General features: G+C 63.1%; 22 protein-coding genes. 6 read left to right on the top strand and 16 right to left on the bottom strand.

The window, feature by feature from the left end:
- The first annotated feature begins 1 nt into the window (after position 1).
- Positions 2–1231 (top strand): ABC transporter permease, encoded by a 1230-nt coding sequence (locus KF733_10295; protein ID QYK55393.1) that lies wholly within the window; start codon positions 2–4, stop codon positions 1229–1231.
- Positions 1232–1267: 36 nt separating this feature from the next.
- On the opposite strand, the gene KF733_10290 is transcribed toward KF733_10295, so the two are convergent.
- The 9 genes from KF733_10290 to KF733_10250 all read right to left on the bottom strand — a co-directional run bounded on the left by KF733_10290 (position 1268) and on the right by KF733_10250 (position 13505).
- Complete coding sequence (locus KF733_10290; GenBank protein QYK55392.1) at positions 1268–2347, bottom strand: sigma-70 family RNA polymerase sigma factor; 1080 nt, start codon at positions 2345–2347, stop codon at positions 1268–1270.
- Between the two features lie 281 nt (positions 2348–2628).
- Complete coding sequence (locus KF733_10285; GenBank protein QYK55391.1) at positions 2629–3705, bottom strand: cysteine desulfurase; 1077 nt, start codon at positions 3703–3705, stop codon at positions 2629–2631.
- Positions 3706–3768: 63 nt separating this feature from the next.
- Positions 3769–4653 carry a succinate--CoA ligase subunit alpha gene (sucD, locus tag KF733_10280; GenBank protein QYK55390.1) on the bottom strand — a complete coding sequence of 295 codons (885 nt, stop codon included), beginning with the start codon at positions 4651–4653 and terminating at the stop codon, positions 3769–3771.
- Between the two features lie 32 nt (positions 4654–4685).
- Entirely contained in the window at positions 4686–5387 is a 702-nt protein-coding gene (locus KF733_10275) for a hypothetical protein (protein ID QYK55389.1), read from the bottom strand.
- A gap of 14 nt (positions 5388–5401) precedes the next feature.
- A complete protein-coding gene (locus KF733_10270) occupies positions 5402–8980 on the bottom strand; it encodes a DNA polymerase III subunit alpha (GenBank protein QYK55388.1) in 3579 nt (1192 codons plus the stop codon).
- A gap of 98 nt (positions 8981–9078) precedes the next feature.
- On the bottom strand, positions 9079–9849 hold the full coding sequence (locus KF733_10265; protein ID QYK55387.1) for an ABC transporter ATP-binding protein: 771 nt from the start codon (positions 9847–9849) through the stop codon (positions 9079–9081).
- Positions 9846–11069 (bottom strand): branched-chain amino acid ABC transporter permease, encoded by a 1224-nt coding sequence (locus tag KF733_10260; protein ID QYK55386.1) that lies wholly within the window; start codon positions 11067–11069, stop codon positions 9846–9848. The genes KF733_10265 and KF733_10260 overlap by 4 nt, the downstream gene beginning before the upstream one ends.
- The gene (locus KF733_10255; GenBank protein ID QYK55385.1) at positions 11066–12160 is read right to left on the bottom strand and encodes a branched-chain amino acid ABC transporter permease; all 1095 of its coding nucleotides are present in this window, start codon (positions 12158–12160) and stop codon (positions 11066–11068) included. The genes KF733_10260 and KF733_10255 overlap by 4 nt, the downstream gene beginning before the upstream one ends.
- A 61-nt stretch (positions 12161–12221) precedes the next feature.
- The gene (locus KF733_10250) at positions 12222–13505 is read right to left on the bottom strand and encodes an ABC transporter substrate-binding protein (protein QYK55384.1); all 1284 of its coding nucleotides are present in this window, start codon (positions 13503–13505) and stop codon (positions 12222–12224) included.
- Positions 13506–13646: 141 nt separating this feature from the next.
- Here KF733_10250 and KF733_10245 point away from each other — a divergent pair, with 141 nt between their 5' ends.
- On the top strand, positions 13647–14795 hold the full coding sequence (locus KF733_10245) for a PDZ domain-containing protein (protein QYK55383.1): 1149 nt from the start codon (positions 13647–13649) through the stop codon (positions 14793–14795).
- Here KF733_10245 and KF733_10240 read toward each other — a convergent pair.
- Positions 14792–15430 (bottom strand): uracil-DNA glycosylase, encoded by a 639-nt coding sequence (locus tag KF733_10240; GenBank protein QYK57165.1) that lies wholly within the window; start codon positions 15428–15430, stop codon positions 14792–14794. The genes KF733_10245 and KF733_10240 overlap by 4 nt on opposite strands.
- A 71-nt stretch (positions 15431–15501) precedes the next feature.
- Between KF733_10240 and KF733_10235 the strand changes: the two genes are divergently transcribed.
- The gene (locus tag KF733_10235; protein ID QYK55382.1) at positions 15502–15813 is read left to right on the top strand and encodes a zinc ribbon domain-containing protein; all 312 of its coding nucleotides are present in this window, start codon (positions 15502–15504) and stop codon (positions 15811–15813) included.
- On the opposite strand, the gene KF733_10230 is transcribed toward KF733_10235, so the two are convergent.
- A complete protein-coding gene (locus tag KF733_10230; GenBank protein ID QYK55381.1) occupies positions 15810–16529 on the bottom strand; it encodes a hypothetical protein in 720 nt (239 codons plus the stop codon). The genes KF733_10235 and KF733_10230 overlap by 4 nt on opposite strands.
- Positions 16530–16553: 24 nt before the next feature.
- Here KF733_10230 and KF733_10225 point away from each other — a divergent pair, with 24 nt between their 5' ends.
- Positions 16554–17327 carry a hypothetical protein gene (locus KF733_10225; GenBank protein QYK55380.1) on the top strand — a complete coding sequence of 258 codons (774 nt, stop codon included), beginning with the start codon at positions 16554–16556 and terminating at the stop codon, positions 17325–17327.
- Here the strand turns inward: KF733_10225 and KF733_10220 are convergent.
- A complete protein-coding gene (locus KF733_10220) occupies positions 17275–19590 on the bottom strand; it encodes a hypothetical protein (protein QYK55379.1) in 2316 nt (771 codons plus the stop codon). The genes KF733_10225 and KF733_10220 overlap by 53 nt on opposite strands.
- Before the next feature lie 113 nt (positions 19591–19703).
- Here KF733_10220 and tkt point away from each other — a divergent pair, with 113 nt between their 5' ends.
- Positions 19704–21686: a transketolase gene (gene tkt / locus KF733_10215; protein ID QYK55378.1), complete on the top strand. Its 1983-nt coding sequence runs from the start codon at positions 19704–19706 to the stop codon at positions 21684–21686.
- Here tkt and KF733_10210 read toward each other — a convergent pair.
- On the bottom strand, positions 21683–22177 hold the full coding sequence (locus KF733_10210; GenBank protein ID QYK55377.1) for a hypothetical protein: 495 nt from the start codon (positions 22175–22177) through the stop codon (positions 21683–21685). The two genes, tkt and KF733_10210, sit on opposite strands and share 4 nt — an antisense overlap.
- Before the next feature lie 74 nt (positions 22178–22251).
- On the opposite strand from KF733_10210, the gene KF733_10205 reads away from it, so the two are divergent.
- Positions 22252–23196, top strand: coding sequence for a metallophosphoesterase (locus KF733_10205; GenBank protein ID QYK55376.1), 945 nt, complete (start codon positions 22252–22254; stop codon positions 23194–23196).
- Here KF733_10205 and KF733_10200 read toward each other — a convergent pair.
- From KF733_10200 to KF733_10190, 3 genes are read right to left on the bottom strand one after another with little or no spacing between them, the layout of a single operon-like run.
- Positions 23193–24617, bottom strand: coding sequence for a diguanylate cyclase (locus KF733_10200; protein QYK55375.1), 1425 nt, complete (start codon positions 24615–24617; stop codon positions 23193–23195). The two genes, KF733_10205 and KF733_10200, sit on opposite strands and share 4 nt — an antisense overlap.
- Before the next feature lie 55 nt (positions 24618–24672).
- A complete protein-coding gene (locus KF733_10195) occupies positions 24673–25272 on the bottom strand; it encodes a hypothetical protein (GenBank protein QYK55374.1) in 600 nt (199 codons plus the stop codon).
- On the bottom strand, positions 25269–26891 hold the full coding sequence (locus tag KF733_10190) for a helix-turn-helix domain-containing protein (GenBank protein QYK55373.1): 1623 nt from the start codon (positions 26889–26891) through the stop codon (positions 25269–25271). The genes KF733_10195 and KF733_10190 overlap by 4 nt, the downstream gene beginning before the upstream one ends.
- Positions 26892–26984 lie beyond the last annotated feature (93 nt).

The following is a 26984-nucleotide window of genomic DNA, read 5'->3' as shown; positions in this document are numbered from 1 at the left end:
CATGGGAGTTTGGGAATCTGTCCGCGTCGCGTTCGACATGCTGCGCCTGCACAAGTTACGGGCGTTCCTGACCATGCTCGGCGTGATCATCGGCGTCATGAGCGTCACGCTCATCGTCATGGTCTCGGGCGGTTTCCAGCACTTCCTCACCTACGAGATCAAGAAACTGGGTAGCGACACCATCATCGTTTTCTTCGACCCCTCGCGCATGAAGAAAGGGGAAGCGGTGGGTGGCATCGAGGGCTTGACGATGGACGACGTCCATGAGATCGAGAGCCAAGTGAGCTCGATAGAGATCGCGTCGCCGATCTACCAGGTGCCGCTGAACACAGTCAAGAACGGGGACCGCACGCTGAAGAACGCCCGTATCATGGCGACGGACGAAAAGCAAGCGGAATTGAGCCGCGTCGCGATCGAGAAGGGCCGTCACATGACCAAGCGCGATATCGAAACCAGCGCGAACGTTTGTGTCGTGGGCGACGAGGTCGTCTCGCGGCTCTTTCAAAAAGAGGACCCGCTCGGCAAGCTCGTGACGTTTCAGGGGATCACCCTGGAGGTCGTCGGCGTGATGGCGCGGGTGGACATCATGGGCCAGACAAACGGCCGCGACGTTTGGGTCCCCGTCACCACGACGCAGCAAAAGTGGATGGGGGGAAAGTACCTCAGCTATATCACGGCGCGCCCCAAGGAGGGTTTCACCGTCCAGCAAGCGATGGACGACGTGTGGCGCTACCTCATGCGTAAGTCGGGGAACAAGGAGATTTATCGCGTCGACTCGCGGGAATCGATCATCGCCGTGCTCGGCGGCATCGTGGTGGCCGCGGGCGTCCTGCTCTCCGGAGTCGCGGCGCTTTCCCTGCTCGTCGGCGGGATCGGCATCATGAACATCATGCTGGTCTCGGTGACGGAACGGACGCGGGAGATCGGCCTGCGCAAGGCGGTGGGCGCGCCGAGAATGGCCGTGCTGACCCAGTTCCTGGTCGAGAGCGCCATCCTGTCGCTGGTCGGCGGGTTGATCGGCATGGGCCTGGCCTTTCTCGTGGGACAGCTGATCACCTTCGGCACTGCGCAAGCAAAGTGGCCCGCCGCCGGCGGCCTTCTCATGCCCTTCCCGATCACGGTCGCGCTCATCGCGGCGGGCTTCTCTGCACTGATCGGCGTGGTCTTCGGGATCTACCCGGCGGCCCGGGCCGCTGGCCTGAGCCCCATCGAAGCCCTCCGCACAGAATAAGCCGCCTCCCCCGTTGCGGGGGAGAGGGCTCTGAGCTTAGTTGGGGCTCGGGGTGATGGTGAAGCCTTGCGCGGCCAGCTCTTGGCCGATGTGGCGGAGCTTCTTCATGGCGCGCAACTCGATCTGCCGAACTCGTTCGCGAGTGACGTTGAGCGCGGTGCCGACTTCTTCGAGCGTGCGCGCACGTCCGTCGTCGAGGCCGAAGCGCAACCGGACCACGTCGCGTTCGCGCGAGGTGAGGCGGCCGAGGATGCCGTCGATCTCTTCGCGGCGAATCAGCGACCACGTCACGTCGGACGGGGTCGGCATGTTCTGCGAGGGGACGAAGTCGCCGATCGAGGAGTTGTCCTTCTCGCCCACGGGTGTCTCGAGCGACAGTGGCTCGATGGCCACGCGCAACATCTCTTGCACCCTGTCCGGGCTCATGCCCACCTTTTCGGCCACTTCGTCCGGCGAGGGCTCGCGGTGCAGCTCCTGCTGCAGCGAGTTCGCGGTCTTCATCACCTTGTTGATCAGCTCGGCGACATAGACCGGGATGCGGATCGTGCGGCCCTGGTTGATGATCGCTCGGGCGATGGCCCGGCGGATCCACCAGGTGGCGTAGGTCGAGAAGCGGAAGCCCTTGCGCCAGTCGAATTTCTCGACGGCGCGGATGAGCCCGAGGTTGCCCTCCTGGATGAGGTCGGCGAGCGGGATGCCGCGGGCGTTGTACTTCTTCGCGATCGAGACGACCAAGCGAAGGTTGCTCTCGATGAGCTGTTGCTTCGCCTGGGTGCCAAGCTTCATGACCTCCTTGCGCTCCCAGTCGTCCCATTCGTGGTCGCGCTCCAGGTTCATGAGCTCGGCGACCTTGGACCACTTGCCACTTTCGGCGAGGTCCTTGGCTTGGACGCGCTTGGCGAGGTGCTCTTCCTGGGCGGGCGTGAGCAGGTGGGCGCGGCGGGTTTGCCGCATCCACATCTCGAGCTCTTCGGAATCGTCCGGCGGCTTCTCTTCCGTTTCCTCTTCTTCCTCGAGTTCTTCGAGTTCCAAGAGTTCTTCGGCGTTGGGCTCCTGGTCGTCCAGGAGCATATGCTTATTGGCGTCGACATAGCTGTGCCGGCTATGCGTCCGCACGGTTATGGCTTTTCCGCGTCTCACTTGTGTCGGTACACCGCTTTCCAATGACATCCTTGTTCCAAGCGACCCTCGGGTCTAGATATCGCCAATCCGAGCGGGCCAGGGTAACCCAAACCTCTCACAGTGGCGGCAACGAAACGACAGGATAATGGAAATCTGACCGCTTTGGACGTCGTCGTCTGGAAAATGCGGCAAAAATCGGAGAATCCCGGTCGATTAGACATCCGGCTGTCCTAGCTAGGGACGCGCCGTGACCAATCATTGTTGCACAACACGGGTCACTTGGCTAGAGCCCTGAGGCTCTCTACGCTCGAAACCAGGGAAGTCGCCAGCCTTTCGGCCTGGTCCAGCGTATTGAACCGGCCAAAACCGATTCGGACTGTGCCCCGCGACCACCGGCTTGGCAATCCCAGAGACTCCAGGAAGTGGCTTGGCTCGCTGGAATGCGAGCTGCACGCGGAGCCGCTGCTGATGGCGAAGCCGGCCGCGTCCATCTCCACCACCAGAGTCTCACCCTGAACGCCCAGGAAGGAGAGGCACAGGATAAACGGCGAGTTGTTGTCGTGGCAGTTCGACTTCCAGTCGCTCGTCCCCTGGAGCTTGGCGACGAAGGCCTGGCGAAGCTCCTGGGCGTGGGCCCGGTCTTCCTCGAACTGGTCCAGCGCGATAGCGCACGCGGCCCCGAATCCGACGATCGCAGGCACGTTCAGCGTCCCGCCCCGCATGCCGCTCTCCTGCTCGCCGCCGAAGAGCATCGGGGGCAGGGGGCGTGCGTCGCGGACGTAGAGGCAACCGATGCCTTTCGGGCCATAAAGCTTGTGGGCCGAGGCGCTGGCGTAATCCATGTCGGCAAGGTTGAGCGGCACCTTGCCGAGCGCCTGGGTGGCATCGCGGTGCACCCGGCTGGGCGTCGTCTCCCCCACCTCGGGCAGTTCCAAGATCGCGCCCGACTCGTTGCAGACCACCATCACGCTCAAAAGGTCCGTGCTCTGGCGCGGGCCATACAGCCGGTATCCCTCGTTGTCCAGCACGTCGAAGCCCTTGGCGATGCCTGCCTCCCAGACCGAACTGTGCTCGAAGGGGCTGACGGCTACGGATTTAAACGAGCTCAGGATCCAGTTGTTGGCCTCCGTCGCGCCGCTCGTGAAGAAGATTTCGTCCGGGCTCCCGCCGAAGAGCTTGGCCACCCGCTCGCGGGCGAGTTCCACCCCCTCGCGGGCCCGCCGTCCCCATTCATGAATGGAGTTGGCATTGCCGAAGTCTTCCTCAAGGTAGGGAAGCATCTCGGCCACGACTCTGGGGTCGAGCGGGGTCGTCGCCGCGTTATCGAAGTAGCGCGAGCGGTCGAGGGGCATGACACATTATGTCACGAGTGAGGGCGTACCGGGTTCAAACGCCCCTCAGACAGGTTCGAACCTTTAGACCGCGACCACGCTCAGGACTTGCTTCACGAGGTCGGCGACCTGGCTGGTCTTGTCGGCGACCTTGGCCCCCGCCGCCAGCAGGGCGTCCACCTTCGACTGGGCCGTGCCGAGCCCGCCGCTGACGATCGCGCCGGCGTGGCCCATACGCTTGCCGGGAGGCGCCGTTCGGCCGCTGATGAAGCTGACGACGGGCTTCTTCATGTGGTGCTTGATGAAGTCCGCTCCCGCCTCTTCGTCCGTGCCGCCGATCTCGCCGATCATCACGACCGCCTTCGTCTCGGGGTCCGCCTCGAACATCTCCAGCGAATCGACGAAGCGGGTCCCCGGCACGGGGTCGCCGCCGATGCCGATGCAAGTCGTCTGGCCGAGCCCGGCGCGGGTCAGTTCCCAGACCACTTCGTAAGTGAGCGTGCCGGAGCGCGAGACGAGTCCGATCGGCCCCGGCGTAAAGATGTAGCCGGGCATGATGCCCATCTTGCACTCGCCCGCCGTGATGAGGCCCGCGCAGTTGCCGCCGACGAGTCGGGTGGTGCCGTTCTGCCGCAGCCGGTTGACGAGGCGCATGGAGTCCAGCACGGGAACGCCTTCGGTGATGAGCACGGCCAGCGGAATGCCCGCCGCTTCGGCCTCCAGCACGGAGTCGGCCGCGAAGGGGGCAGGGACGAAGACGACGCTGGCGTCGCACCCCGTCTTGTCGACCGCTTCCCTCATCGTGTCGAACACGGGCACGCCGTGGATCTCGGTACCGCCTTTTCCGGGGGTCACGCCTGCTACGACCTTCGTGCCGTAGTCGATCATCTGCTCCGTGTGGAAGCTGCCTTCTTTCCCCGTGATTCCCGCGACGACGACGCGCGTGTCTTTGCCGATCAGAACGCCCAAAGTGCCCTGAGGATACCGTTAGAGGGCACTGCTCAGCCCTTGAAGGGCGTGCCCTTTAGGGCTTTCCACTTTTCCTTTTGCGCGCTGCTGAGCACTCCGTCGACATAGTCCTCGAAGGCCTTCTTGTGCTTGGCAAGATCCGGGGCGACCGTTCTGGAAGCGGCTTCCATCTCGGAACTGAACGACTCCTGCAGTTTCTTGGCCTCGGCCTCATCCTTCGGCTTCTTGTCCTTGTACTTGTCCCAGATGGGTTGCCGCGCCTTGCGCTCGATCTCTGCGACAGACGTTCCCGTCTTGTTCCAAAACGCGCGGATCTTCTCCAACTGGGAATCGCTAACGCCGATCTTTTTCGAAATTTGGGTGTCCATGACTGCGAGCACGCCAAGCTGCTGGAGGCTGATCTCGCGGAGCCGACTCATTTGCCACTTTGAAAGTTCGTTAAGCACGCGCTCTTTCAGCTGTTTCTGTAAACCGCCGATCCGGTCTGCCGCCCCCTTTTGCGCGGTCTCGGATGGTCTTTGCCCGAGGCTCTTAATGATGTCTGCCGTTTGCTTGTTGTACCAATCCGCATGTTTGTTAAGCGCCGCCCGCTGGGAGTCGCTCACCTTCAGCTCAGATTGGATCGCCTTGGACTGGAGCAGCTCGACGCTCGCCACGTGCCTGTCGAATGCGGTGTCCTGTGCCCACGCCGAAAGCGACGCGGCGAGTAAGAGGGCGAGCGGGATGACTCTCATTGGGCTTCTCGGGTTTAACGTGCCAGGGCGACTGAGGGTTCCTCAACAGGCTCGCGGGCAACGGTCTCTTGGTCCCGGTTGCGCAGGACCTGGACGTGGCCGTGGCTGATCGACCTCCGCAGCTTCGCCACCGTCTCCGGCGCCCCGTCCAGCCGGTTCAAAAGGAACATGGGTTGCCCGGTGCGGTTGGCTCCGAACTGCACAACGACTTCGTAGTCTCCGGGGTGTTGTTCGACCAACTCTTTGATGGACTCAAGCTCCTTTCGCGTGGCCCTTTCGATTTGGATGAGCACGGTGCCGATCACGGAATCGTCGACGACCGCCGCATTAATATCGACAGGCAAAGGTTCGACCGCGTCAACCATGACTTCGACCGACTTCTCACCACCCCCGCCCGGTCGTTCTCGGTGCGAGACCGTACCCATTATACGGACGATAGCGTCCTTAGAAATGAGGTCTTTGAATTTTGCGTAAGTGGCCGGGAAGACGACACAGGTAGCTTGTCCAGAAAGGTCTTCCAGGATAAGGCTCGCCATTTTCTCGCCGCGCGCTTTGGTCACGATCTCTCTGACGTTCGTCATGACGCCAGCCAGTTTGACCTTCGCATGCTCTTCAAGTTCAGTGATCTGCGCGCAAGTGTTGGAGGCGAGGAAGGGAAGGGAGCGGCTCACAGCTCGCAGCGGGTGGTCCGAAACGTAGATCCCCATGACGTCCTTCTCCATCTGCAGAACTTGCGACCTTTCTGGCGCCGGCATCTCTGGGAGGGTCGGGTATTCCAAAGAAGTCTCTTCGTTTCCGCCCCCGCCAAAAAGTGAGTCTTGCCCTTCTTTGCGTTGTCGCCCGGCCGTGTCCGCGAAGGCCAGCGCCCCCTCCAGGTTCTCCAGCAACTTGTTCCGGTTGGGCTCGATGTCCGAAAGTGCCCCCGCCTTGATAAGCGCCTCCAAGGAAAGCTTGTTAAGTCCAGCCGGCCTTACCCGGTCCGCAAACTCATAAAAGTGGGTGTATTCGCCGTTTTCCTCGCGGTCGGCAATGATGTGGTTGACAAGTCCCTCTCCGACGCCCTTTATGGCACCAAGCCCGAAGCGTATTGCGTAACCAGTTTCGCAATGCTCCACGGAAAAATCGAGGGAGCTCTTCGTCACATTCGGAGCGATCACGGCGATTCCTTGCCTGCGGCAATCTTCGATAAAGCTCGTGACCCGGTCTTCCTTGTCACTATAGACGGCGAGCAGAGCCGCCATATACTCCACCGGGAAATTGGCTTTAAGGTAAGCCGTCTGGTATGCGAGTATAGCGTAGCAAACCGCGTGGGCCTTGTTGAACGCGTAACCGGCAAAAGGCAGAAGAAGCTCCCAAACTTCGTTCGCTACCTCTTGGATAATCTCGTTAGCTTCGCAACCCTTGAGAAACTCTTCCTTCATAGACTCCATGACGAGCCTATCCTTCTTGCCCATCGCTCGCCTGAGAATGTCGGCTTTACCGAGCGAGAATCCCGCTAACGCTTGAACGAGTTTGAGGACTTGGTCCTGATAGACGATGATCCCGTAGGTCTCGGCCAGGATGGGCTCCATCTTTGGATCCAAATAGACCGGTTGCTTTCTGCCGAACTTGTTGTCGACAAAGCTTGGAATGTGATCCATCGGACCGGGCCGATAAAGTGCGACCATGGCCGCAAGTTCTCGAACGCTTTGTGGCTTAAGCTCGACAATGTTCCGGCGCATCCCGCCCGACTCTAGCTGGAACACTCCGACCGTGTCACCTTTAGAGAGCATCGCGAATGTCGCTTCATCTTCGAAGGGGATCGCTGAAACCCCTTCCAAAGCAATGGGGCTTTGAGGATGCGTCTGCGCAATGTTCTGGATAGTCCTTGACAAGACCGTCAAGTTGCTCAAGCCCAGGAAGTCCATCTTCAGAAGGCCTAGCTTCTCAAGGATTCCCATCTCGTAGGCCGTAACCGGCTGACCATCACTTGAGCGATAAAGCGGGACACTATCCGCCAATGGAGTCTTGGAAATGACGACCCCTGCGGCGTGGACGCCGGAGTGCCTGCAGAGGCCCTCGATAGTCCTTGCAGTCTTCACCAATCCGGTCAGTTTGGCGTCTCCAAGCGCAGACCTAAAATCGGAACATTCGGAATAGAAGCGGATCCAATCTTCGCCGCAATCTGGGGAAGGTTCGTCCAGAGCTTTTTGCAAAGTCAAGCCCGGGCGGTTGGGTAGAAGCTTGCAAAGTTTATCGGTCTCCACAGGCGGAAACCCCATCACACGCCCCGCATCTTTGATTGCAGCCTTTGCGCCGAGCGTCCCAAATGTCACGATCTGCGCGACCCGGTCTGCCCCATATTTCTCCTGGACCCAGCGGATGACTTCGTCCCGGCGTGCGTCTTCGAAGTCCATGTCTATATCCGGCATAGACACGCGCTCAGGGTTGAGGAAGCGCTCAAACGTTAAGTCATACTCAACCGGGTTGACATCCGTAATACCGAGGCAATAACTTACAAGTGAGCCTGCGGCAGATCCTCTTACACCGAACGCGATACTTTCTGAACGCGTGAAATCCGCGAACTCTTTAACAAGCAGAAAGTACGCGTCGAAGCCGGTCTTCTCGATGACCCCGAGTTCGTATTCGAGCCTTTCAGACTCATTGTCCCCCTGCTTGCCGAGCCTCGATGATAAACCTTCATAAGCGAGCTTTCGTAGGTAAGACGTCGGAGTTTCGCCTTCCGGCATGTCCGGCTCGGGCATAAGGTTCCGTGACGGAGTAATGTTTAGCTCGCAAAGCTCGGCAATCTGCAGAGAGTTTTCGATCGCCTCGGGATGATCGGGGAACAAGGCGGCCATCTCACTAGCCGTCTTTAGATACTCGTTGCCGGTAAACCGTATCCTCGATTCGTCGGAGCGAAGCTTGCCCATACCGATGCACAAAAGTACATCGTGCGGTTCGTTATCTGTTTTGCACAGAAAGTGCGAATCGTTAGTGGCTACAAGCGGCAGGTTCAGCTCATGCGCTATGCGCAGCAAGCCTTGATTCATTTGGGTCTGTTTATCGATCCCGTGGTCCTGAAGCTCGACGAAGTAGCAACCCTCGTCAAAGATCTCCTTGTACATACCAGCCCGATACTGGGCCTCGTCGTACTTACTTGCCAAAAGAAGCTGGTTGACCTCGCTACCGATGCAGGTCGTCGAACCGATCAACCCTTTAGCATGGCTCCTTAAGACCTCATGGTCTATGCGTGGTTTGTAATAGAAACCTTCCAACGCTGCAATTGAATGAAGGCGACAAAGGTTCTTGTAACCTTCCTCATTGCGCGCAAGCAATAAGAGGTGGTAAGCCTGCTTTTCTTCATTAGCGGTCCGATCCCTCAGGCCCTGGGGAGCGACATAAGCTTCCATTCCCAGAATGGGCTTAACGCCCTGTTTAACGCACTCGAAATAAAACTCCATACATCCGAACATAACACCATGGTCGGTGATGGCGATAGCCGGCATTCCTTCTTCTTTAGCACGGGCAACCATTTGAGGGATGCGGGTGGCCCCGTCGAGCAGGGAGTACTCAGTATGGTTGTGCAGATGGACGAAGGGGCGGGTGCACATGGAAGCGGCTCTTGTTCAGACGCGACTGACCGGGCGAACGTCGCGGGGACTTAGCGGAAGTTTTCCCCCACTTTTTGCTAGGTTCGCGGGAACCTAGGCTAGACAGCTTCGCCAAGGTAGGCTTCAATGACCTTTGGGTTCGAGCGGATGGCCTCTGGCGGGCCGTGGGCGATCTCCTCACCGTGGTCCAGCACGACGATTCGCTCGCAGAGACCCATGACGAACTTCATATCGTGTTCAATAAGGAGGACGGTCATGCCAAAGGAGTCGCGAATGTCCTTTACCGTTTGCTGAAGTTCGTTCTTCTCTAAAGGGTTCATGCCTGCGGCAGGTTCGTCAAGAAGAATGAGCTCAGGTTTGGTAGCCATGGCGCGTGCTATCTCCAGCCTTCTTTGTTTTCCATAAGATAGGTCGGCCGACCGAACATGGGCGAACTCCTCAAGGTTCACGACCCTTAAAAGTTCCATCGCCCGCTCTCGCAGCTCCGAAGTTTCCTTTATCGCTGGAGGCATATACGTAAATGCTGAAAGTAGAGAGCTCTTCTTGCGCAGAAAGGCGCCGACTACGACATTCTCCAGCACCGAAAGCGCAGGGAAAAGCCGGATGTTTTGGAATGTCCGGCAAATGCCCATCTCGCAAATCCTTGATGGCGGCTGGCCCCCAATCTCCCTCCCATTGAAAGTGATCGAACCACTCGTCGGTTTATATACTCCCGTTATCAGGTTAAAGCAGGTTGTCTTGCCCGCGCCGTTCGGGCCAATTAGGCCGAACAAATCGCCTTGGTTTAGCTGAAAGGAGACAGAGTTCACGGCGACGAGTCCGCCAAAGCGGATCGTTGCCTCGCGGAGCTCGAGTACGGGCTGGCTCACGAGCTCGCCTCCAAGGGTGGCCTGGTGCCGGTGAAGAGGCTCTTGAGCCAACTCCAACTGAACTCGTGGTGTCCGAAAAGTCCTTGCGGCCGAAGGAGCATAAGGACGATCAAGGTGGACGCAAAGATCACCATGCGTAGGGATGAGGCTTCAAAGGTTTGGGTAGCTAACTGGGGGACGAGGCCGAACACGGATTTGAGCAGCACACCAAGAATGGCGGCGACGGCCATTGCGACGACCCCGAAGCCAAACTTTTGCCCGTTTCCGCGGTGGACGTTGTGCTGGATATAACGGAGCGCTGCAACCGCTAATGCCACGGCGACCACGCCCGCGACAATCGCAGAACCCGGGATCTGATAAGCGGTCTTCGTGACCGGGTCTTGGAGATTTCTCAGCCACTCGGGAATGGCGAAGAGTGCGACGGCTGCGACCGTCGAACCAGTGATGGAGCCTGTGCCGCCGAGGACCACCATTGTCAGAATTATAAACGACACGTCCATCTTAAACATGTCGGGAGAGATAAACGTTTCCGTGTGGGCGAGCAGCGCACCAGCCATTCCCGCAAACATAGATCCTATAACGAACGCGGTGACCTTCGTCGAGGGAACGTTAACCCCCATGGCGGAGCTCGCCACCTCGTCTTCGCGCACAGCCAAGAAGGGCAGCCCGTGGGCGGTTCTGAGTAGGTTTCGGCATACGGCTATGCACAGAATGGCAAGTAACCAGACTAGCCACAGGGTGTTCGGGGCCGAGCCGAAAGGCTTCACATTCATGCCGTAAGCGCCCCCCACCTCCTTAATGTTCTGCGCAACGATGCGCAAAATCTCGCCGAAACCGAGTGTCACAATCGCGAGATAGTCCCCACGAAGGCGAAGGCTGGGCAAGCCGACGACGAGACCGGCGATCGCGGCGCAAACGCCACCGAAAAGGGCCATCGTTATCAGCCAAGGAACCTGGCCAAGAGACTGGTTGGCATAGAACGCTTGCGAGACCGCACCCGCGCTGTAAGCGCCGACCATGTAAAAGGCTGCATGGCCGATCGAAAACTGGCCGGTTATGCCGTTGATAAGGTTTAAGCTGACCGCAAGGGTGACGTAGAGACCGGCCAAGACAAAGAGGCGGTAGTTCTCAGCCATATTGCCGGAGACCACGCTCTCAAGGCCATAAGCGAACGCAAGGGCCGCGAGTACGGAAAGCGCGCGTACGGCCCAAAACTTCATACTTTTTCCACCTTGGCCGAACCGAGGAGGCCACCGGGTTTGAAGAGCAGCACCACGATGAGGATGACGAAAGCCACCGCGTCCTTGTAACCGCTAAAGCCGGCCCAGACGGCCAGGGTCTCGACCACGCCCATCAGCAAGCCGCCAAGGACGGCGCCAGGGATATTGCCGATACCGCCGAGAACCGCCGCCACGAACGCCTTGATACCGGGCGTGACGCCCATAAATGGGGTGAGCGGGGTGCGCAGCACGGTGGCGTACATCATGGCCCCGGCACCGGCGAGCGCCGAACCGATCAAGAACGTGATGGTCACGACGCGGCCGACGCTGACGCCCATCAGCGAGGCCGAATCAAAATCGTGGGAGGCGGCGCGCATGGCTCGGCCGGTCTTCGTCTTTTGCACCAGGTACCAAAGGCCGCCCATAAGCGCAACGGTCGTGCCGAGCATGATGAGCTGGCCGATCGGGATGGTCAGGTCGACGGATTCGTTGTTGATCTCCCCTTGGACCTGGAACAGTTGCCTCTGGCTCTCCTGAAGCTGGGTCCGCAGCTGAGCTTCCTCAGGCGTGTTGGCGGCGGCCTCTAAGGCGCGCTGGGCAGCGACCACGTTCCCTTGCAGGGTGTCGGCCTGCTGAAGCAGTTGTGCGGGCGCCGGCTTCAGGGTGAGGTCTAGGCTGCCGCGGTAGGGGTTGATCTGCTCGGAGATCGCGGGGGGCGGCGATTGGGGCAGGAAGAGCCCGCCCGCATACTGGATGAAGAGCGAGACCCCGATCGCGGTGATGAGCGAGGCGATGCGCGGCTGGCTCCTCATGGGCCGGTAAGCCAGTCGCTCGATCAACACTCCGATGAGGGCGCAGACCGCCATGCTCGCGAGGAGCATGATCGCCAGATAGAGGGCTGAAGAAGGGCGGTCGGCACGTGCCAAGTCCGCCGGGTGGAACCCCAGCCCCCACGAGACGAAAAGCGCCACGTAAGACCCCAGCATGAACACTTCGCCGTGGGCGAAGTTGATCAGGCGAAGCACGCCGTACACCATGGTGTAACCCAGCGCGATCAACGCGTAGATCGACCCCAGGAGGAGTCCGTTCACAAGCTGTTGCGGCAGGATCGAAATTTCGAACGCTGCCAGTAGGTTTTCGGGCGCTAGCAAACTACTTCAAGTCGGCCAGGTCAGAAGGATCGTAGGCTTTCTTGAAAGCTTGTCCGTCCTTGACGACTTCGACGACGAGGGCCCTCTTCGGCGGATCGCCGTTCTTGCCGTTCAGGGTGATGTCTCCGCTGACCCCAGCGAACCCTTCGGTAGCCTCGAGTGCGCGGGTGACGGCGGCGCCGTTATCGCCCTCGGCGCGCTTGATCGCGTCCATCATGAGCATCGCCGCGTCGTAGCCCAGGGCGCCCATGGTGGTGCCGGGGGTGCCGCCGTACTTCGCCTGCCACTTGCTGAGGAAGTCCTTGACCACGGGCCGGTCTTCCTGGTTGTTATAGTGGTTGCAGAAGAAGCCGCCGATGATGGCTTGGCCGCCGGAGGTCTGCAACTGGGTGCTGTCCCATCCGTCGCCGCCCATCAGGGGGACGTTGATGCCCGCCTGGCGCATCTGGCTGGCGATCGGGCCGACCTCGTTGAAGTAACCGCTCAGGAACGCCCCGTCCGGGTTCTTCGACTTCATCTGGCCGATCTGGGCGTTGAACTGGGTCGTGCCCGTCTCATAGAACTGCTCGTCCGCGATCTTGCCGCCGAGCTTCACGAAAGCATTCTTGAAGGTTTCGCTCAGGTACTGGGAATAGGGCTGCTTGTTGTCCGTCATCACGGCGACGTTCCGCAGGCCGAGCTCTTCGTAGGCGAACTTCGCCATGACCGGGCCCTGGAAATCGTCCGTGTAGCAGACGCGGAAGAGGTTGCTGCCTTGTTTGGTGATGTCGGTCTTGGTCGCGCCGACCGCGATGAGCGGAACGCCTTCGTCGAACGCGACGTTCGCCATCTGCTGGGTGATGCCGCTGGCGACCTCGCCGAGCAAGCCGATGACCTTGTCAGTGCCGACGAGCTTCTGCGCGGCCGATTTGCCCTGCTCGGGCTTCGAGGCGCTGTCGCCGACCAGCAGCTGGACCTGCTTGCCCTTGATGCCGCCCGCCTTGTTGATCTCGTCCACAGCCAGTTGGGCGCCTTTGATGCTGTCGTCGCCCCACGGCTTCAAGTCGCCGTTTTGGCTGGCGACGAGCCCGATGCGGATCGTGTCGCCCTGGATCGAGTTGCCTTCTTTCGAAGGGGCAGGGCGGCTGGAAGTGGTGGTGCCATCGCCGCCGTGCGACCCAGCGGTGCCAGTCCCAGAGGAACCGGCGCTAGATCCAGCGGCGCCTGACGCCTCTTCTTTGCAACCAGCGGTGAGGCCGCAGGCAAGGGCCGCGGCGGCAAGGAGGAATGCTCCGTAGCGTCTCATGATCGTCACTGACGTTTAGCCCTTTCGAACCGTTGCTGGTCCGACGGCTAAAGCGGCGGCTAGTATACAGAATCTTCGCCATTGGGTCGGCCTTGGGACGCGACATCCTCGGCGGAACGTATAAAGAGAGGCGATCCACCCATGTTAGCCGCGCTCTTTGGAACTCTTTTGCAGCTGCCCGTCGAGATTCCCTTCCGCATCGGGGAGAACGCGATCGTGGTCGACGCGCACGTTAACGGCCGCGCCGTCTCTCTGATGTTCGACACCGGCTTCTCGGGCACGATCGTGCTCAACGAGAGCCTCAACGTCGGCCCCGCAGACGGCACGATCAACCTGCGCGACTTCGTCGGCTCGTTCGAGGCCAAGTCGGTGAAGCTCAAGAGCCTGCGCATCGGGCCCTACGAGTCGGACGTCGCGGAAAGGGACATCATCCAGCAGCCGGCCGACCACTACACGCTCGCCTATGGCACCCATGTGGACGGCATCCTCGGCCTCGCCCCCTTTGCGCGCCACGTGACCGAGATCAACTTCGAGCGCAAAGTGATCATAGTCCATCCGGATAACTTGGACATTTCGACCCGCCAGCCGGACAACAAGCGCACGTTCATGGCGCGGATGCTGCCTCTCGGCCGGAGCTCGATCCCGATGGCGGTCGAGGCTCCCAGCGGAAAGAGGATGACCCTCTCGCTCGACACGGGCAACGCCTTTTACGCGACGACCCACAAGGAGGTGTTGGAACGGGTCGGCCTTTGGGAAGAAGGCAAGAAGCCGCGTTTCATGGCCACGTCTTGGGTCGCGAGCGGCCCCGTCGATTCGTTCTACGCGGAGCTTCCAGACCTGAAGATCTATGGCGTTCCCGTCCCCAAGAGCACGTGGAGCGTGATCGACCTGCCCTCGAGCGACGCGGACGGGGACGGCACAATCGGGTTCGGGTTCCTGAAGCACTTTAACGTCACTTTCGACCTGGCTCGCCGTCGGGTTTGGCTGGACAACTTCAGCGGCGAGGTCACCGATCCGGCGGAAGGGGAGCCCGGGCTCAGCGCCACTTTCAACCCCAAGGCGGGACGTGCGACCGTCTTCAACGTGGTCCCCGGTTCTCCCGCTGAGAAGGCCGGGATCAAGCGGGGAGACAGCCTGCTCGGCGTCGACGGCGCGGACACGACCCGCTTTAACTTCCGCCAAATAGAAGGCCGCCTGCGCGGCGAGCCTGGCAGCCATGTCGAAGTCTCGGTCTCGCGCAACGGCGAGCTGATCCGGCACAAGTTGGAGCGCATCTCCCTCGTGAACTAGCCCAGAGCCCTTGCAAACCGGGTGGCGACGGAATCGAGCATTTCCTCCGTGAGCCGCCCCGTGAAGGTGTTCTGCTGGCTCGGGTGGTAGCTCGCGAAGACGGTTGCCTCCCCGACCTCTACTTCCGCCCCGTGGGCGAAGGCGGGGAAGGGCCGAACACCCAAATGCGCGAAGAGCCGACGCCAGGCCAGGGAGCCGAGGCACAGATAGGCGCGCCAGGGCCGAAGGGCGAGGGTGTCGCGCAGGTGGATCGAGCAGTTCTCAATCTCTTCCGGCAGCGGCTTGTTGTCGGGAGGCGCGCAGTGGCAAATGGCCGTGATGAGGACGCGCTCCAGCCGCAGGCCGTCTTGGGCATGGTCGGCGTTCGGCTGGCTGGCGAGCCCAGCGCGAAAGAGGGCCCGATACAGCCACTCGCCGCTACGGTCGCCTGTGAACATGCGGCCCGTTCGGTTCGCGCCATGGGCCGCCGGGGCCAGTCCCACGATGAGCCCGCTCGCTTCGGGGTCGCCAAAGTTCGGGACCGGGAGGCCCCAGTAGAACTCGTCTTGGAACTGCCTCCGCTTGGTCCGGGCGACCTCCTGGCACCAAGCCCGGAGGCGAGGGCAGCGCTCGCACGCTACGATCCTCTGCTGCAAGTGGTCGAATTCCGCGTAAGGCACGCCTACGAAGAGGCTACCGCGTCGCCAGGCGGCGTATGATGAAAGTTGTGCCGATCTACGAGTACGAGCATCTTCATGACGAGTGTGAGCTCGCCGGCACCCGCTTTGAGGTCATCCAGTCCGTGAACGACCCGCCGCTCAAGTTCTGCCCGGCCTGCGGGCTGGAGGTCAAGCGTCTGGTGAGCCGCATGAACGTGAAGACCAAGGGCACCCTGGATCCCGACAAAGCCGCCCGGCGCGGCTTCACCACGTGGAAAAAGTCCGAGTTCGGCGTTTGGGAGAAAGTGGCTGGCCCCGGAGTGGACGTCATCATCGGGGGGCCCGAAGAGGTCGAGGCGGAGAAGGCGCCTGGCTCCTAGAACGGCCGGTCAAGCCCGAGCGACTCTTCGAACCCGGCCATCACGTTCATGCAGTGGACGAGCTGCGAAGCACCGCACTTTCCGTGCAGGTCGGCGATGACGTGCACGCTCAACAGGGCGTGGCCCTCGTCCTCAGTGGACTCGAGGCGGTAAGCCGCGTGGTGCTGCCCTTCGACGAGGCGACCGTACCACTCATCCACCCGCGATTCGCGCACAAAGAAGCTCCGCTCGTACCGTTCGCGATAGAGGGCGGCGACCTCTTCCAGAGTCCCCGGCGGCTCGACAACCACCATCGCGAGCATCGCCACCACCGTGCCGAGGTCCTGCTGCTCGAAGGCTAAGTCGGCTCCTTCGATCCCGCAGCGGGGCAGCGCGGCTTCAAGGTCGCTGTAATCGACCGGCGAGGCAAAGAGAAGGGAAGGCGGCTCGCTCACGATGCGCGCGATGCCGACCGGGGCCAGCGCCAGGGTCGCCAGCGTCGCGGCCGGCCCGGGGACTGAGGCGACGTCCGCGCAGACGAGCGGGTTGTTGTCCTCGATTTCGACCACGCCGTAGAGCTCGAGGTCGGGCCGCGCAGTCACGACTTGGCGGTGCCAGTCCCCTTGCCAGAAGTCGATCTGACCCGGCTGGGTCGCGCGTTCGACGAGCTCGACTTCGGGGTGCCGGTCAAGGAGGGCGAGCAGGGACGGATCGGTTGGCCGCGCGACGGCGATCACCTGCCCAGGATACTTGGCGTCCGGTTGGGAGGAGCGGGTAACACCGGCAAGGTGACCGCGAAGTGGGACCGATCAAAGGGACGGCCTGAGCCGATCCGCGCGCTCAACCGGATCCGCGAGCGCGAGAACGGCGAGCCGCTCGTCGACATCCGGGACGCGGCGCCAAGTGTGCGGCTGGTGCGCGCGACGACGATCCCTTACTGCCGCAGGTCCGTCGCGGAGATGGTGGAGCGCGCGGCCCGGAGCCTGCCCGCCGGGATTCGGCTTGCCGTGACAGACGCCTGGCGTCCGATCGAGCGCCAGCGTGCGATCTTCGCCTGGATGACGTCGCAGCTCGAGGAAGCCCGGCCCGGACTCGACCCGGCGACGAAGCGACGCCTCGTCTGCCGCTTCGTCGCGCCGCCCGATCAAAAGGCGCCGCCGGGCCACTGCACCGGGGCAGCGCTCGACGTCACCCTGGTCGACCTGGAGGACGAACCCCTCGACCTGGTCTCGCCCTATGACCGCTTCATGGGGGCGCCTACCTTTGTCTACGGCCTCACCGACCAAGCGCTGGCGAACCGGAGCGCGCTGGTCGAGGCCATGCTCGGCGTCGGCTTTTCAAACTGCCGCGATGAGTTCTGGCACTACAGCTATGGCGATGCGGGCTGGGCCGTCCGCATGGGGCACGACGAGTGCGTCTACGGGCTCGCCCACCTTCCGCCCGAGGCCTATGCCGAGCAGAATCGGCTCTGGCACGAAGCGCTCAAAGACCGCCCGAACCCTTTCCTTCCGTCGGGCTTGGCGAAAGGAAGGTGATCGGCGGGCGCGGCCCGTCCGGTCGGAACCCCGGAGGGCCGACGACGATCACGTCCAACTCCAGGTCCAACCCGAGGCGCGGCTCGACCCGGACTTGAATCGTTTCGACCTGCGTCGAGAGGTCGCACTCGCCCAGCTTGTACCAGCCGAAGCCTGCGCCATAGAAAGAGACCGGCGCGGCCTCTGGCTTTAGCACCGCCGTCCCCAGCGTCACCGTGAGGGCGGAAAGGTCGTTGCCCGCTACCGAGGCGGCGACCCACACTTCTTGCTTGCCGCTCGCGCGGCGGGGAATGGGCCAGGTCCCCACAAACGAATCGCCGCTCGGGCGGATGCGCGAGGCGAGCGCCAAGGTGGATTCGCTGGCCGAGCCCGCCGTTTGCCTGACTTCGCTGAAGTCGTGCTTGGGGCATCGAAAGGCCTCGATCCAGGTGTAAGGGGCGGCCCGCGGAACCAGCCGGTTCAGCTGCTCGCGCAAGGTCTTGTAGCTTCCGCCGGGTTCTTGTTCGAAGTCCCGCAGCTTTCCGCTGAAGAGATATTTCTCGGATCCGGCCGGGTCTACTCGGTTCTCAAAGTGGTCGAACAGGGTCGCCAGCGCGGAGGTGGTCTCCGCCATCGCTTGCTCGGGGACGGGCGGCACCGTGAGGCCGCGAAGGATGACGGGCAGGTCCGGCACCAGCAGTTCCGTCCGGTGACGCCGGACTCGGAGTTCCGTGATGTTCCCGTCCAAGTCGGTCGCGGTCACGCCCTTTTCGTCGGTCAGGCGCAACTTTGTCGGCCGTGCGCCTTCACGCGACCAGATCGCGAAGAAGGGGCCGAGCGCGTCGGAGCCGCGATAGCCCTCATACCCCGCGCCATAGTCGATGCGGTCGCCGGGGGTCGGGGTCGGCAGCCACCAGAGCCCGCCGCGGAGCCGGACAGGGGCCGCCGCCCCTCGCGCCGCCTCCGGATAAAAGAGCGGTCGGACGGTCCACTCCGCCGACGAGAGGTCGCTGGCGCGGGCTGCGGCGATCGACGCCACCGCTTGGAGCGTGCCTCGGTCGCCTGCCCGGAAGAACCAGCCGCGCACGCCCATGCCTTCAAGTTCGCGCACGACGTCCTCGGCCGAGAGCCCCCCATCGACGAGAGTCAGGTCCGTCGCCCAAAGGCTGGATGGGTCGCGCCGCCGCAAGACGCTGCTGAGGGGGCGCGAGGCGCCCTCGACCATCGCCGGCACCGATCCCGTTTCCGTCGAGAAGGCGAGCCCCTCGCTCAGGACGGCTTCGTCGGCCCATTCGTGCCAGGTCTGGATCACCGGCAAGTCCGCGATCTTTCGAAGCGTCGCTTTGAGGCGGTCGAGGCGTCTCGCCCCGGCCAGCCGCTTCACCTGGCGAATGTCGGCCCAGGCGGTCGACCTCTGCTGGTCGGTCGTGTAGAGGCGGTTCTCGCGCGGGTCGAAGAACTGGGCGATGCCGCGCGTCTCAGACCAAAGCGGTACAAGGCGGGCCATCACCGTGAAGCTGTCGATGTCGTTCGCGGCGATCGACCAGGCACGGAGGGCGCTCGCCACGTCCTTGTAACGCGACTTGAGGTAGTCGGCGAGCTCGGTGTGGAAGAGCGGCGAGAGGGGGACGGCCCCCTCCGTCTGAGCGACTCCCGCCCCGCCAGGATCGATGATCGCCCGGCACCCAGGCCCGGGCGGCCGCGAGCGGAAGATCTCCAGCAGGTAGTCGCGATGCTCGTCGAACGCGGACCAGTAGTCGGGCGCCCGCAAGTCGCGCTGCGTCGGATAGACCAGGAGCACGTGGGGCAGCTCGACCTCGGGATCGATGTGGTCGCTGAGGACGCCGTCAATGACGGGCACGCGCCGGAACCACCGCACGGACCCCTCGCGCGCCTTCACCAGAATCAAGAGCGCTTCGCTGGCCCCCGGCAGGCGCAGCTCAATGTCGCGCGGGCGCAAGATGTCCGGGATCCGGTAGCCCTGCGGCTCTACGATGACCGTGTCCGCCGTGGGCCGCGCGACCGAAAGCTTCAGGGCATAGCGGCACCCGTTCTTCTCCAAGACTTCCGCCGCCTTCGGCCAATCCGAGGCGTCCCCCCCGATCTCGACGACGAGGTCGTGGATGCCTGCGTCCACCGCTGCTTGCACGGCTTCGGGTTGGGCCGGGACATGCACGCCCACCGGTAAGTAGGGCGTCTCGTCCCAGACCAGGGTGTGGAACGAGTTCACGCGCCAAGGCGCGGCGTGCGGCGCAAGGGCCAGCGCGGCAAGGAGCGGGATCATGCGTTTTGCGAGGCTACCTCTGCGAAGGATAGAGGCCCGAAAAGGGCCGGGAGGTTCGCCCAAGAGTTTGACCGGGGCGGGTGCGATGGGCCGCGAGGGGTACAGTCCCGTGCGTGAACCCTCCCACGATCGCGCTCGAAGAGACGTGCCTGAACGTTTTGCGCGGCCTGGCGATGGATGCCGTCCAGCGCGCGAACTCCGGACACCCGGGCATGCCCATGGGTGCGGCCGCAATGGCCCACGCCCTCTGGACGCGGCACCTGAAGCACGACCCCGCCCAGCCGCTGTGGTTCGACCGTGACCGCTTCGTCCTTTCCGCGGGCCACGGTTCGATGCTGCTGTACGCGCTGCTCCACCTCACCGGCTACGACCTCTCGCTGGAGGACATCAAGAACTTCCGCCAGTGGGGGAGCCGCACGCCGGGCCACCCGGAAATCCACCTGACCCCCGGCGTGGAGATGGCGACGGGCCCACTGGGCCAAGGCTTCGCGACCGCGGTCGGAATGGCGATGGCAGAGAGCTATCTCGCCGCGCACTTCAACGCGTCGGGCGAGGAAGTGGTGGACCACTTCACATGGGTGCTGTGCTCGGACGGGGACTTGATGGAGGGCGTTTCCAACGAGGCCGCCTCGCTCGCCGGGCACCAAGGGCTCGGCAAGCTCATCGCGCTCTACGATTCGAACGCGATCACCATAGACGGCTCGACCGACCTCTCGTTCAGCGAGGACGTCGCCTCCCGGTTCCAGGCGCTCGGCTGGGGGACGTGGGAGTGCGACGGCATGGAGGTCGACGCGGTCGACCAGTGCCTCTCCGAGGCACGGCAGGACGATGGCCGCCCGAGCCTCATCGTGTGCCGGACGACCATCGGGTTTGGCAGCCCGAACAAGGCGGGAAGCGCCAAGTCGCACGGGGCCGCCCTCGGCCCGGACGAAGTGGCTGCCACCAAGGCTGCCCTGGGCATGCCGGCGGAAGAGTTCTGGATCGACCCCGAGGCTCTCGCTTTTTACCGCCGTGCGCTGGAACAGGGCCGTCAGGCCCGCGAGCGTTGGGAGGGCCGGGTCGAGGCGCTCCGTCAGGGGCGACCGGAGCTTGCGGCCGAGTTCGAGGCATACCTGGAGGGCCGCCCAGACCCCTCTTGGCTGGAGAAAGTTCCGGCTTTCGAGGCGGCGACGGCCACCCGCGACGCGAGCCACACCGTCATCAACGCCTTCGCGCCTGTGCTCAAAAACTGGGTCGGCGGGTGCGCCGACTTGGCCGAGAGCGTCAAAACCACGATTAAGGGCGGCGGCGACGCCAGCGCCCATGAGCCTGGCGGTCGAAACGTCCCTTATGGGGTGCGCGAGCACGCGATGGCCGCGGCTGTGAACGGCCTCAACTTGCACGGAGGAGTGCGGGCTTTCGGGGGCACGTTCTTGATCTTCAGCGACTATTGCCGCCCGTCCTTAAGGTTGGCCGCGCTCATGGAGACGCCAAGCGTCTTCTGCTTCTCGCACGATTCTATCGGCCTGGGCGAGGACGGCCCGACCCACCAGCCGGTCGAGCAGATCATGTCGCTGCGGCTCATCCCGAACCTGAACCTGATGCGTCCCGCCGATGCGAACGAGACGGTCGCCTGCTGGAAGATCGCGATCGAGTCCAAGCAGACGCCGTGCCTGCTTGTCCTGTCCCGGCAGAAGCTGCCGCTTGTGACCCCGGCCTTGCCGAAGAACCATCCCGCCGCGCGCGGCGCCTACGTCCTGCGGGAGGCCTCGGGCGGCTCGGCGAGGCTCGTCATCGTCGCCACCGGGAGCGAGGTCGCCCTGGCCGTCGAGGCCTGCGACGAGCTCGAGAAGGCGGGCGTGCCCACGCGGGTCGTCAGCATGCCGTCCTGGTTCCTCTTCGAAAAGCAGGACGCGGAGTACCGCGGGGGCGTGCTCCCGAGGGGTGTCCCCACCCTCTCCATCGAGGCGGGGGCGACCCTGGGCTGGGAACGGTACGCCCAGGCGAGCGTCGGGCTCGACCATTTCGGGGCGAGCGCCCCGGGGGAGCGTCTCTTCGAAGAGTTCGGCTTCACGGTCGAGAACGTGGTCTCCACGGCGCGGCGGCTCCTGGGCTAGAGCAAGTCCGACGTGTTCGGCCGGTTGAGCAGCGGGGGAGTGATCCCGGGCGGGCGGCGAAGGGGCTTTGTCCACGCCGCTAACGCCACCAGGGCGAGGGCCGTGAACCACCACCAGGCGCCGATATCGAGGGCTTCGAGCCGCATCCGGGTCGCACCCGCCTCGTCGGCCCAGAACTCTTGCGCCGGCATGGCGAAGGTGTGCAGCGAGACGGCAAGGGGCAAGACCGCGATCGCGCGCGCCAACCTCCCGCGACTCCCGGCTGTCACGACCCAGGCGAGCAAGAGCAGGGGGTTCGCGAACCAGCCGAATTGTCCCGCGAAAATTCCGAAGCCGCCGAAGAAGAGCGCCTCCCAGCCGAACCAAGGCTTCGAACCGGTGAGCCACACGAAGCACGGGAGGGCGCAGGAAAGGGCGAAAGTGCCGACCGAGAACGCAAGCAGACCTTTTGCCCGCCGCTCGTCGAGGATGTCCGGGTGGACGACCGCCATGGCCACGATGGGTTCTTTCCGCTTTTCCCCACTGCCCGTTGCCCGCAAGAAGGCGCAAGAGGCAAAATCCCGGTATGAGTCTCACAAGGCGTGAACTTCTCGCGGCGGGCGCAGTCGCCAGCTTGGCTCCCTTGGCTTTCGGCCGCCAGGAACAGACCGATATCGCCCGCCTCAAGCCGTTCCGGGTCGTCCACTTTACGGACGTCCACGTCCAGCCCGAGATGAACGCTCCGTGGGGCATGGCCAAGGCCCTCCGGCACGCCCTCTCCCAGGATCCCAAACCGGACATGGTGGTGACGGGCGGAGACCTCGTGATGGACGCTTTCGCCGCGACCGAGGAACGTGCCAAGACTCAGTGGGCGATCTTCTCAAGCGTCATGAAGGACTGCGACGTCCCCGTTGTGCACACCCTCGGCAACCACGACGTCTGGGGATGGAACAAGAAGGCCAGCAAGACCACGGGCGACGAGCCCCTCTGGGGCAAGCGCTGGTTCATGGAGACGTTCGAATACGCGAACACCTACCAGGCGTTGGAGGCGGGGGACTGGCGGCTCGTCGTCCTGGACACGCTCATCATGACCGACGACGGCTACAACGGCTATCTCGATGAAGCCCAGCTAGACTGGTTCAAGGGCGAGATCGCCAAGTCGGAAAAGCCGATGATGGTGGTGTCGCACATCCCCCTCATCGCCCCCTGCAACATGGTCCACGGTTATAAGCCGTCACAGGGCGAATGGGTGGTGGGCGGCAGCCTGCAGACGAAGAACTTTGACGACGTGCGCAAAGTGTTCGACGCGAACCCGCAGGTTAAGCTCTGCGTCAGCGGCCACATCCACCTAGTGGACCGCTACGACTACAACGGGGTGAGCTACGTCTGCGCCGGCGCCGTGAGCGGGGCATGGTGGATGGGCAAGAGCCGCACCTTTGACCCTGGCTATACCGTCTTCGACCTCTACCCCGATGGCCGCTGGGAGCACTCGTACGTCTCCTGGGGCTGGAACTCGGACGGGAAAGGCTAGCTTCCCGAGTTCGCTTGGGGGGCGATGCCGTCGCGCCCGGCTGAAATGGCGGCTTCTAGGAGCTCGCCGACGGTCTCGCCATGCTCACGGTAACAGGCGACCCCAATCGCCACCGCCGGCAAGGGGTGGCCGTCCGGCAGGGACGTCCGGGAGGTCTCTTCCAGGATTTCTTGGGCGCGGGAGATAGCCCGCTTCTTCCGGGTCTCGGTCATGGCCACCGCGAAGAGGCCGTCGTCCAGCCGCCCAGCAATGTCCCCCCGGTCGACGCATTCCTTCAGGGCCATGGCGACGGCCCGCTGCAGCCGGTCGGCCACCTCGCGCCCGTAAGTCGCCACCGTCTCGGGGAAATCGGGAATGTCGAGCGAGACGACCGCAAGGGGCGAATCGGTCCGGCGGGCTCGGTCGATCTCCAACCGGAGCATCTCGACGAAAGAAGCCTTCCGCAGCAGGCCGGTCAGCCCGTCTGGGAGGGCACGGGACCGCAGGGCCTCTTGAAGCCGCAAGTTGGCCAGGCGCAGCTTGACCGTGTCGGCTACGGCCAGCAAGAACTCTTGGTCTTCTTCTGAAAAGGCGGGGTCGGCCGCGCTCCGAAGGACGCGAAGGACGCCCAGGCACTCCCCCCGGGCCAGGAGCGGCAGACAGAGCGAGGGCGGCGAGTCGGCGGGGACGTGCTCGCAGACCATCTGGTCGCCCAAGCGGTTTTCGTGGACGCGTCCCCGGCGCAGTGCCCAGCAATCGTCGGGCTCGAAGCTGTCGCCCTCCGTGGCGCCGCCCCAGGCGGCGACGATCACGAGCCGCTTGCCCTCTGGTTCGGTCGCGGCGAGGCTGCCCCCAATGGGGAAGAGCCGTCGACCGAACCGGGCGACCTCGGCATAGGCCTCCGAAAGCGAGAGGCACGACTGGAGGAAGTCTGAGAACGCCTGCAGGAGGGTCAGGCGCTCCTTTGACTCTTGGAGTTGGACCAGCTTGGTCGCCAAGCTGGACTCCAGCCCTTCGACGCGGCGTTGGGCTTCCACCTGTTCTGAGACGTCTCGGACGAAGAACGCAAAGATACGGCCGGTGGCCGTTATGGTCTGGGTGACGGTGGCTTCGACCGGGACAGGGTCAGCACCGCCTTGAGCAAAGCGGAACTGGAAGGGGCGGTCCAGGTTGAGCGAGGCGAGCTCGGTCTGGCCCAGGTCTCGCAAGAGGGCGGTGACGGAAGCCCTGTCTTCGGCATCGACATAGGCGAGGAACTCGCTGCCCACCAGGGAGTCAGGGTCCGCGTCCATGACGCGGAGAGCCGCCTGGTTATAGAGGAGCACGTGAAGGTTCTCGTCCAGGCAGACAATGCCGTCGGACGTCGATCCGATCAGGGCGTCAAGGGTCGCGCCTGGTTCCACTTCGCTCGATTCCCGGTCTTGCCGCCATTCGGTTGACATAGACCCTATAGGATAGTCTCGGAACGTGGCGGCAAGCTCGGGAGGCCTGTCCGGCTCACCGGGTGGTGAACCGGACAGAATTTTCTTGGTCTTCGTAGACGGTGACGATTTCGCCCCTGCCACGAACGAGGACGGTCATCCGGTCAAGGTCGTCGAGCGAGCCGACGCCGTTGTTGATATAGACCGTCGGCAGCACCAAAGTGCGGCCCTCGAGATTGGTCGTGATGCGAATGGGATACCTGCGTCCGACTTCCAGCTGGGTGCCTTCTTGGATCCCGATGTTCAAGTCCACCGGGATCTGAATCCGGCGGATCCTGGGGAACCGGGCCTTGAAGATGTACCGCTGGTTGAGGCCGATGGTCGCGGTGAACTGCACGGGCTTCAGGTTCGGGTTCGAAGAGGTGACGATGAACTTCGCCGGGCCGGACGCCAAGGGGGCGACCCAGAAGGTTCCGTTCGTGCTCCTGACCATCTGGCGGACACCTTTAGAGTCGGAGACCGCAAGGGTCCCTTCGACAAAAGGATCCGGCATGCGGCCGATGGGAATGTTCCCCTCGCCGCGCTCCTGCGTGACCATCGAACCCTGGCCACCGCAGCCGAATAGCGTGGCGGCCAGGATGCCGACCGCCACGATTTTCAGGAGGTTTTTCCTCACACTCCGTTCCTACCGAAGGAGGATATCCCGCTCTTCGATGGGGCAAGGACCAGGGCCCTGCTCCAAGACTCGCTCCAGGCGGCCTTTTCATTCAGGGCACGCTTGGCGTCCTCCGCCCGGTCTTGGGCTGACTTGCCTTTCCCGTTCCCCGATTTCCCGGACTCGATCTTGGCAATAAGGCCGAGCAGGTGGACGGCAAGCGGTTCCAGCGAGAGCTTGCGAGCGTCTTCGACGGCACCTTCAAGGATCGCCACCGCGTCGTCTTGGTTGCCCTTGGCGAGCGCGATGGCGGCCCTTGCTTCCTCGATCCGCACCGCGGCTTCGCCGAGCTCGGACTTCGCCGCAAGGGTCTGCGCCTCGATAAGGGCAGTCTCAGCGGCGTCGACGTCGCCCAGGCGGGCGCAGGCTATGGCCATCACGGTGTCCGCGATCACCTGGGCGACCGGGTAGTGGTGGGCCACGCTGTGGCCTTTGGCCTGGACGGCGTACTCGCGGGCCAGGAAGTCGTCGCCTCGGTCGAGCGCGCCTTCGGCTTGCAGCAGAAGGGCGAGCGACTCGGAGCGGCGGTACTGGCCGCGCATAGCCTTGGCCATGCCTTTCATAACCATCTCGCGGGCTTTGTTCTCGTCGCCAACGGCGGCGAACAACATGCCGGTCGCGAGTTCGACCATGGTTTGTCGGGACTCGTCCTGCAGGCTGAACGTGACGTCCCGCGCTCGCATGAGCATAAGGGAAGCCTCGTCGAATTGCCCGAGGTGAGTCAAAGCGATACCGTTCTGAATCATGAGTTCGGCGACTTGCGTCGTCTGTCCTGTCCGGTAGGCAGCCTCGAGGGCCGTCTCCGTTTGCGCCTGCCCCGACTTCCAAAAGCCGCGGGTGCATACCATGCTCGCGTAATTGGCGCGAACAAAGGTCAAGGCCTTTTCATCAAGGTCCTTGTCGTCAAGGAGAGCGCTGAGCGTGCTCTCGGCAGTGGCGAAGTCGCCGACCCGTTCGGCGAGGGCGGCCAGGCTCACCTGGCCCTTCCACTTCTCGTCCTCGGGAAGGTGCTCGCGCGCCGCTTCAAAGCAGGTGCGGGCCTTCTCGATGTGGCCGAGAGGGATATAGCAGTAGCCCAGGGTCTGGGCGCAAGAGGCGGCCTTGTCCTGGACGTCCGCAGTCTGGAAGAGGGCTCGGGCGCTCTCCAAGTGCTGCACGGCCTCGACATAGTCGCCCTTGCTGGCAAGAGCCACGCCGGCGCGCCGGAGGAACTCGGCCTTGATGCCGGGCGTCTCCGCCTCGCGGCTGTGTTCGATGGCGTCCAGGGCCGTCTTGGCGGCGGCGGAGGGGTCGGGCGGGCCCATAAGGGCGTCGATCAGGCGCAGGGCCTGGCCACTGGTCGAGCGCGCGTCAAGGTCTTCGACGTCTTTCGGGTCGAAATAAGCCACCGACTTTCCGGTTACTTCGGCGGCTTGCCTCAAGCGAGCGGGGGACATGCGAAGCGCTCCTGAGGCGTAGGCATAGATGGTAGGTCTAGAGACCCCCATCTTATCGCCCAAGTCTCTGAGCGACAAGCCCGCGTCCTTCGCGGCTTCCCTGAGTTTCCGGCCGATCTCGGCCAGCTGTGCGGATTCGTTCATCACAATCACCTCTCTAAGATAAGGCCTGCTTGCCATAACGACAAGCTAACGGCGAACCTGACTAGTTCAACGTCAAGTCTGGCACACATTATA

It is taken from the genome of Fimbriimonadaceae bacterium (assembly GCA_019454125.1).
GTDB lineage: Bacteria > Armatimonadota > Fimbriimonadia > Fimbriimonadales > Fimbriimonadaceae > JALHNM01.
The sequence above is the reverse complement of the archived record's forward strand: the minus strand, read 5'-3'. Positions and strand labels throughout refer to the sequence as shown.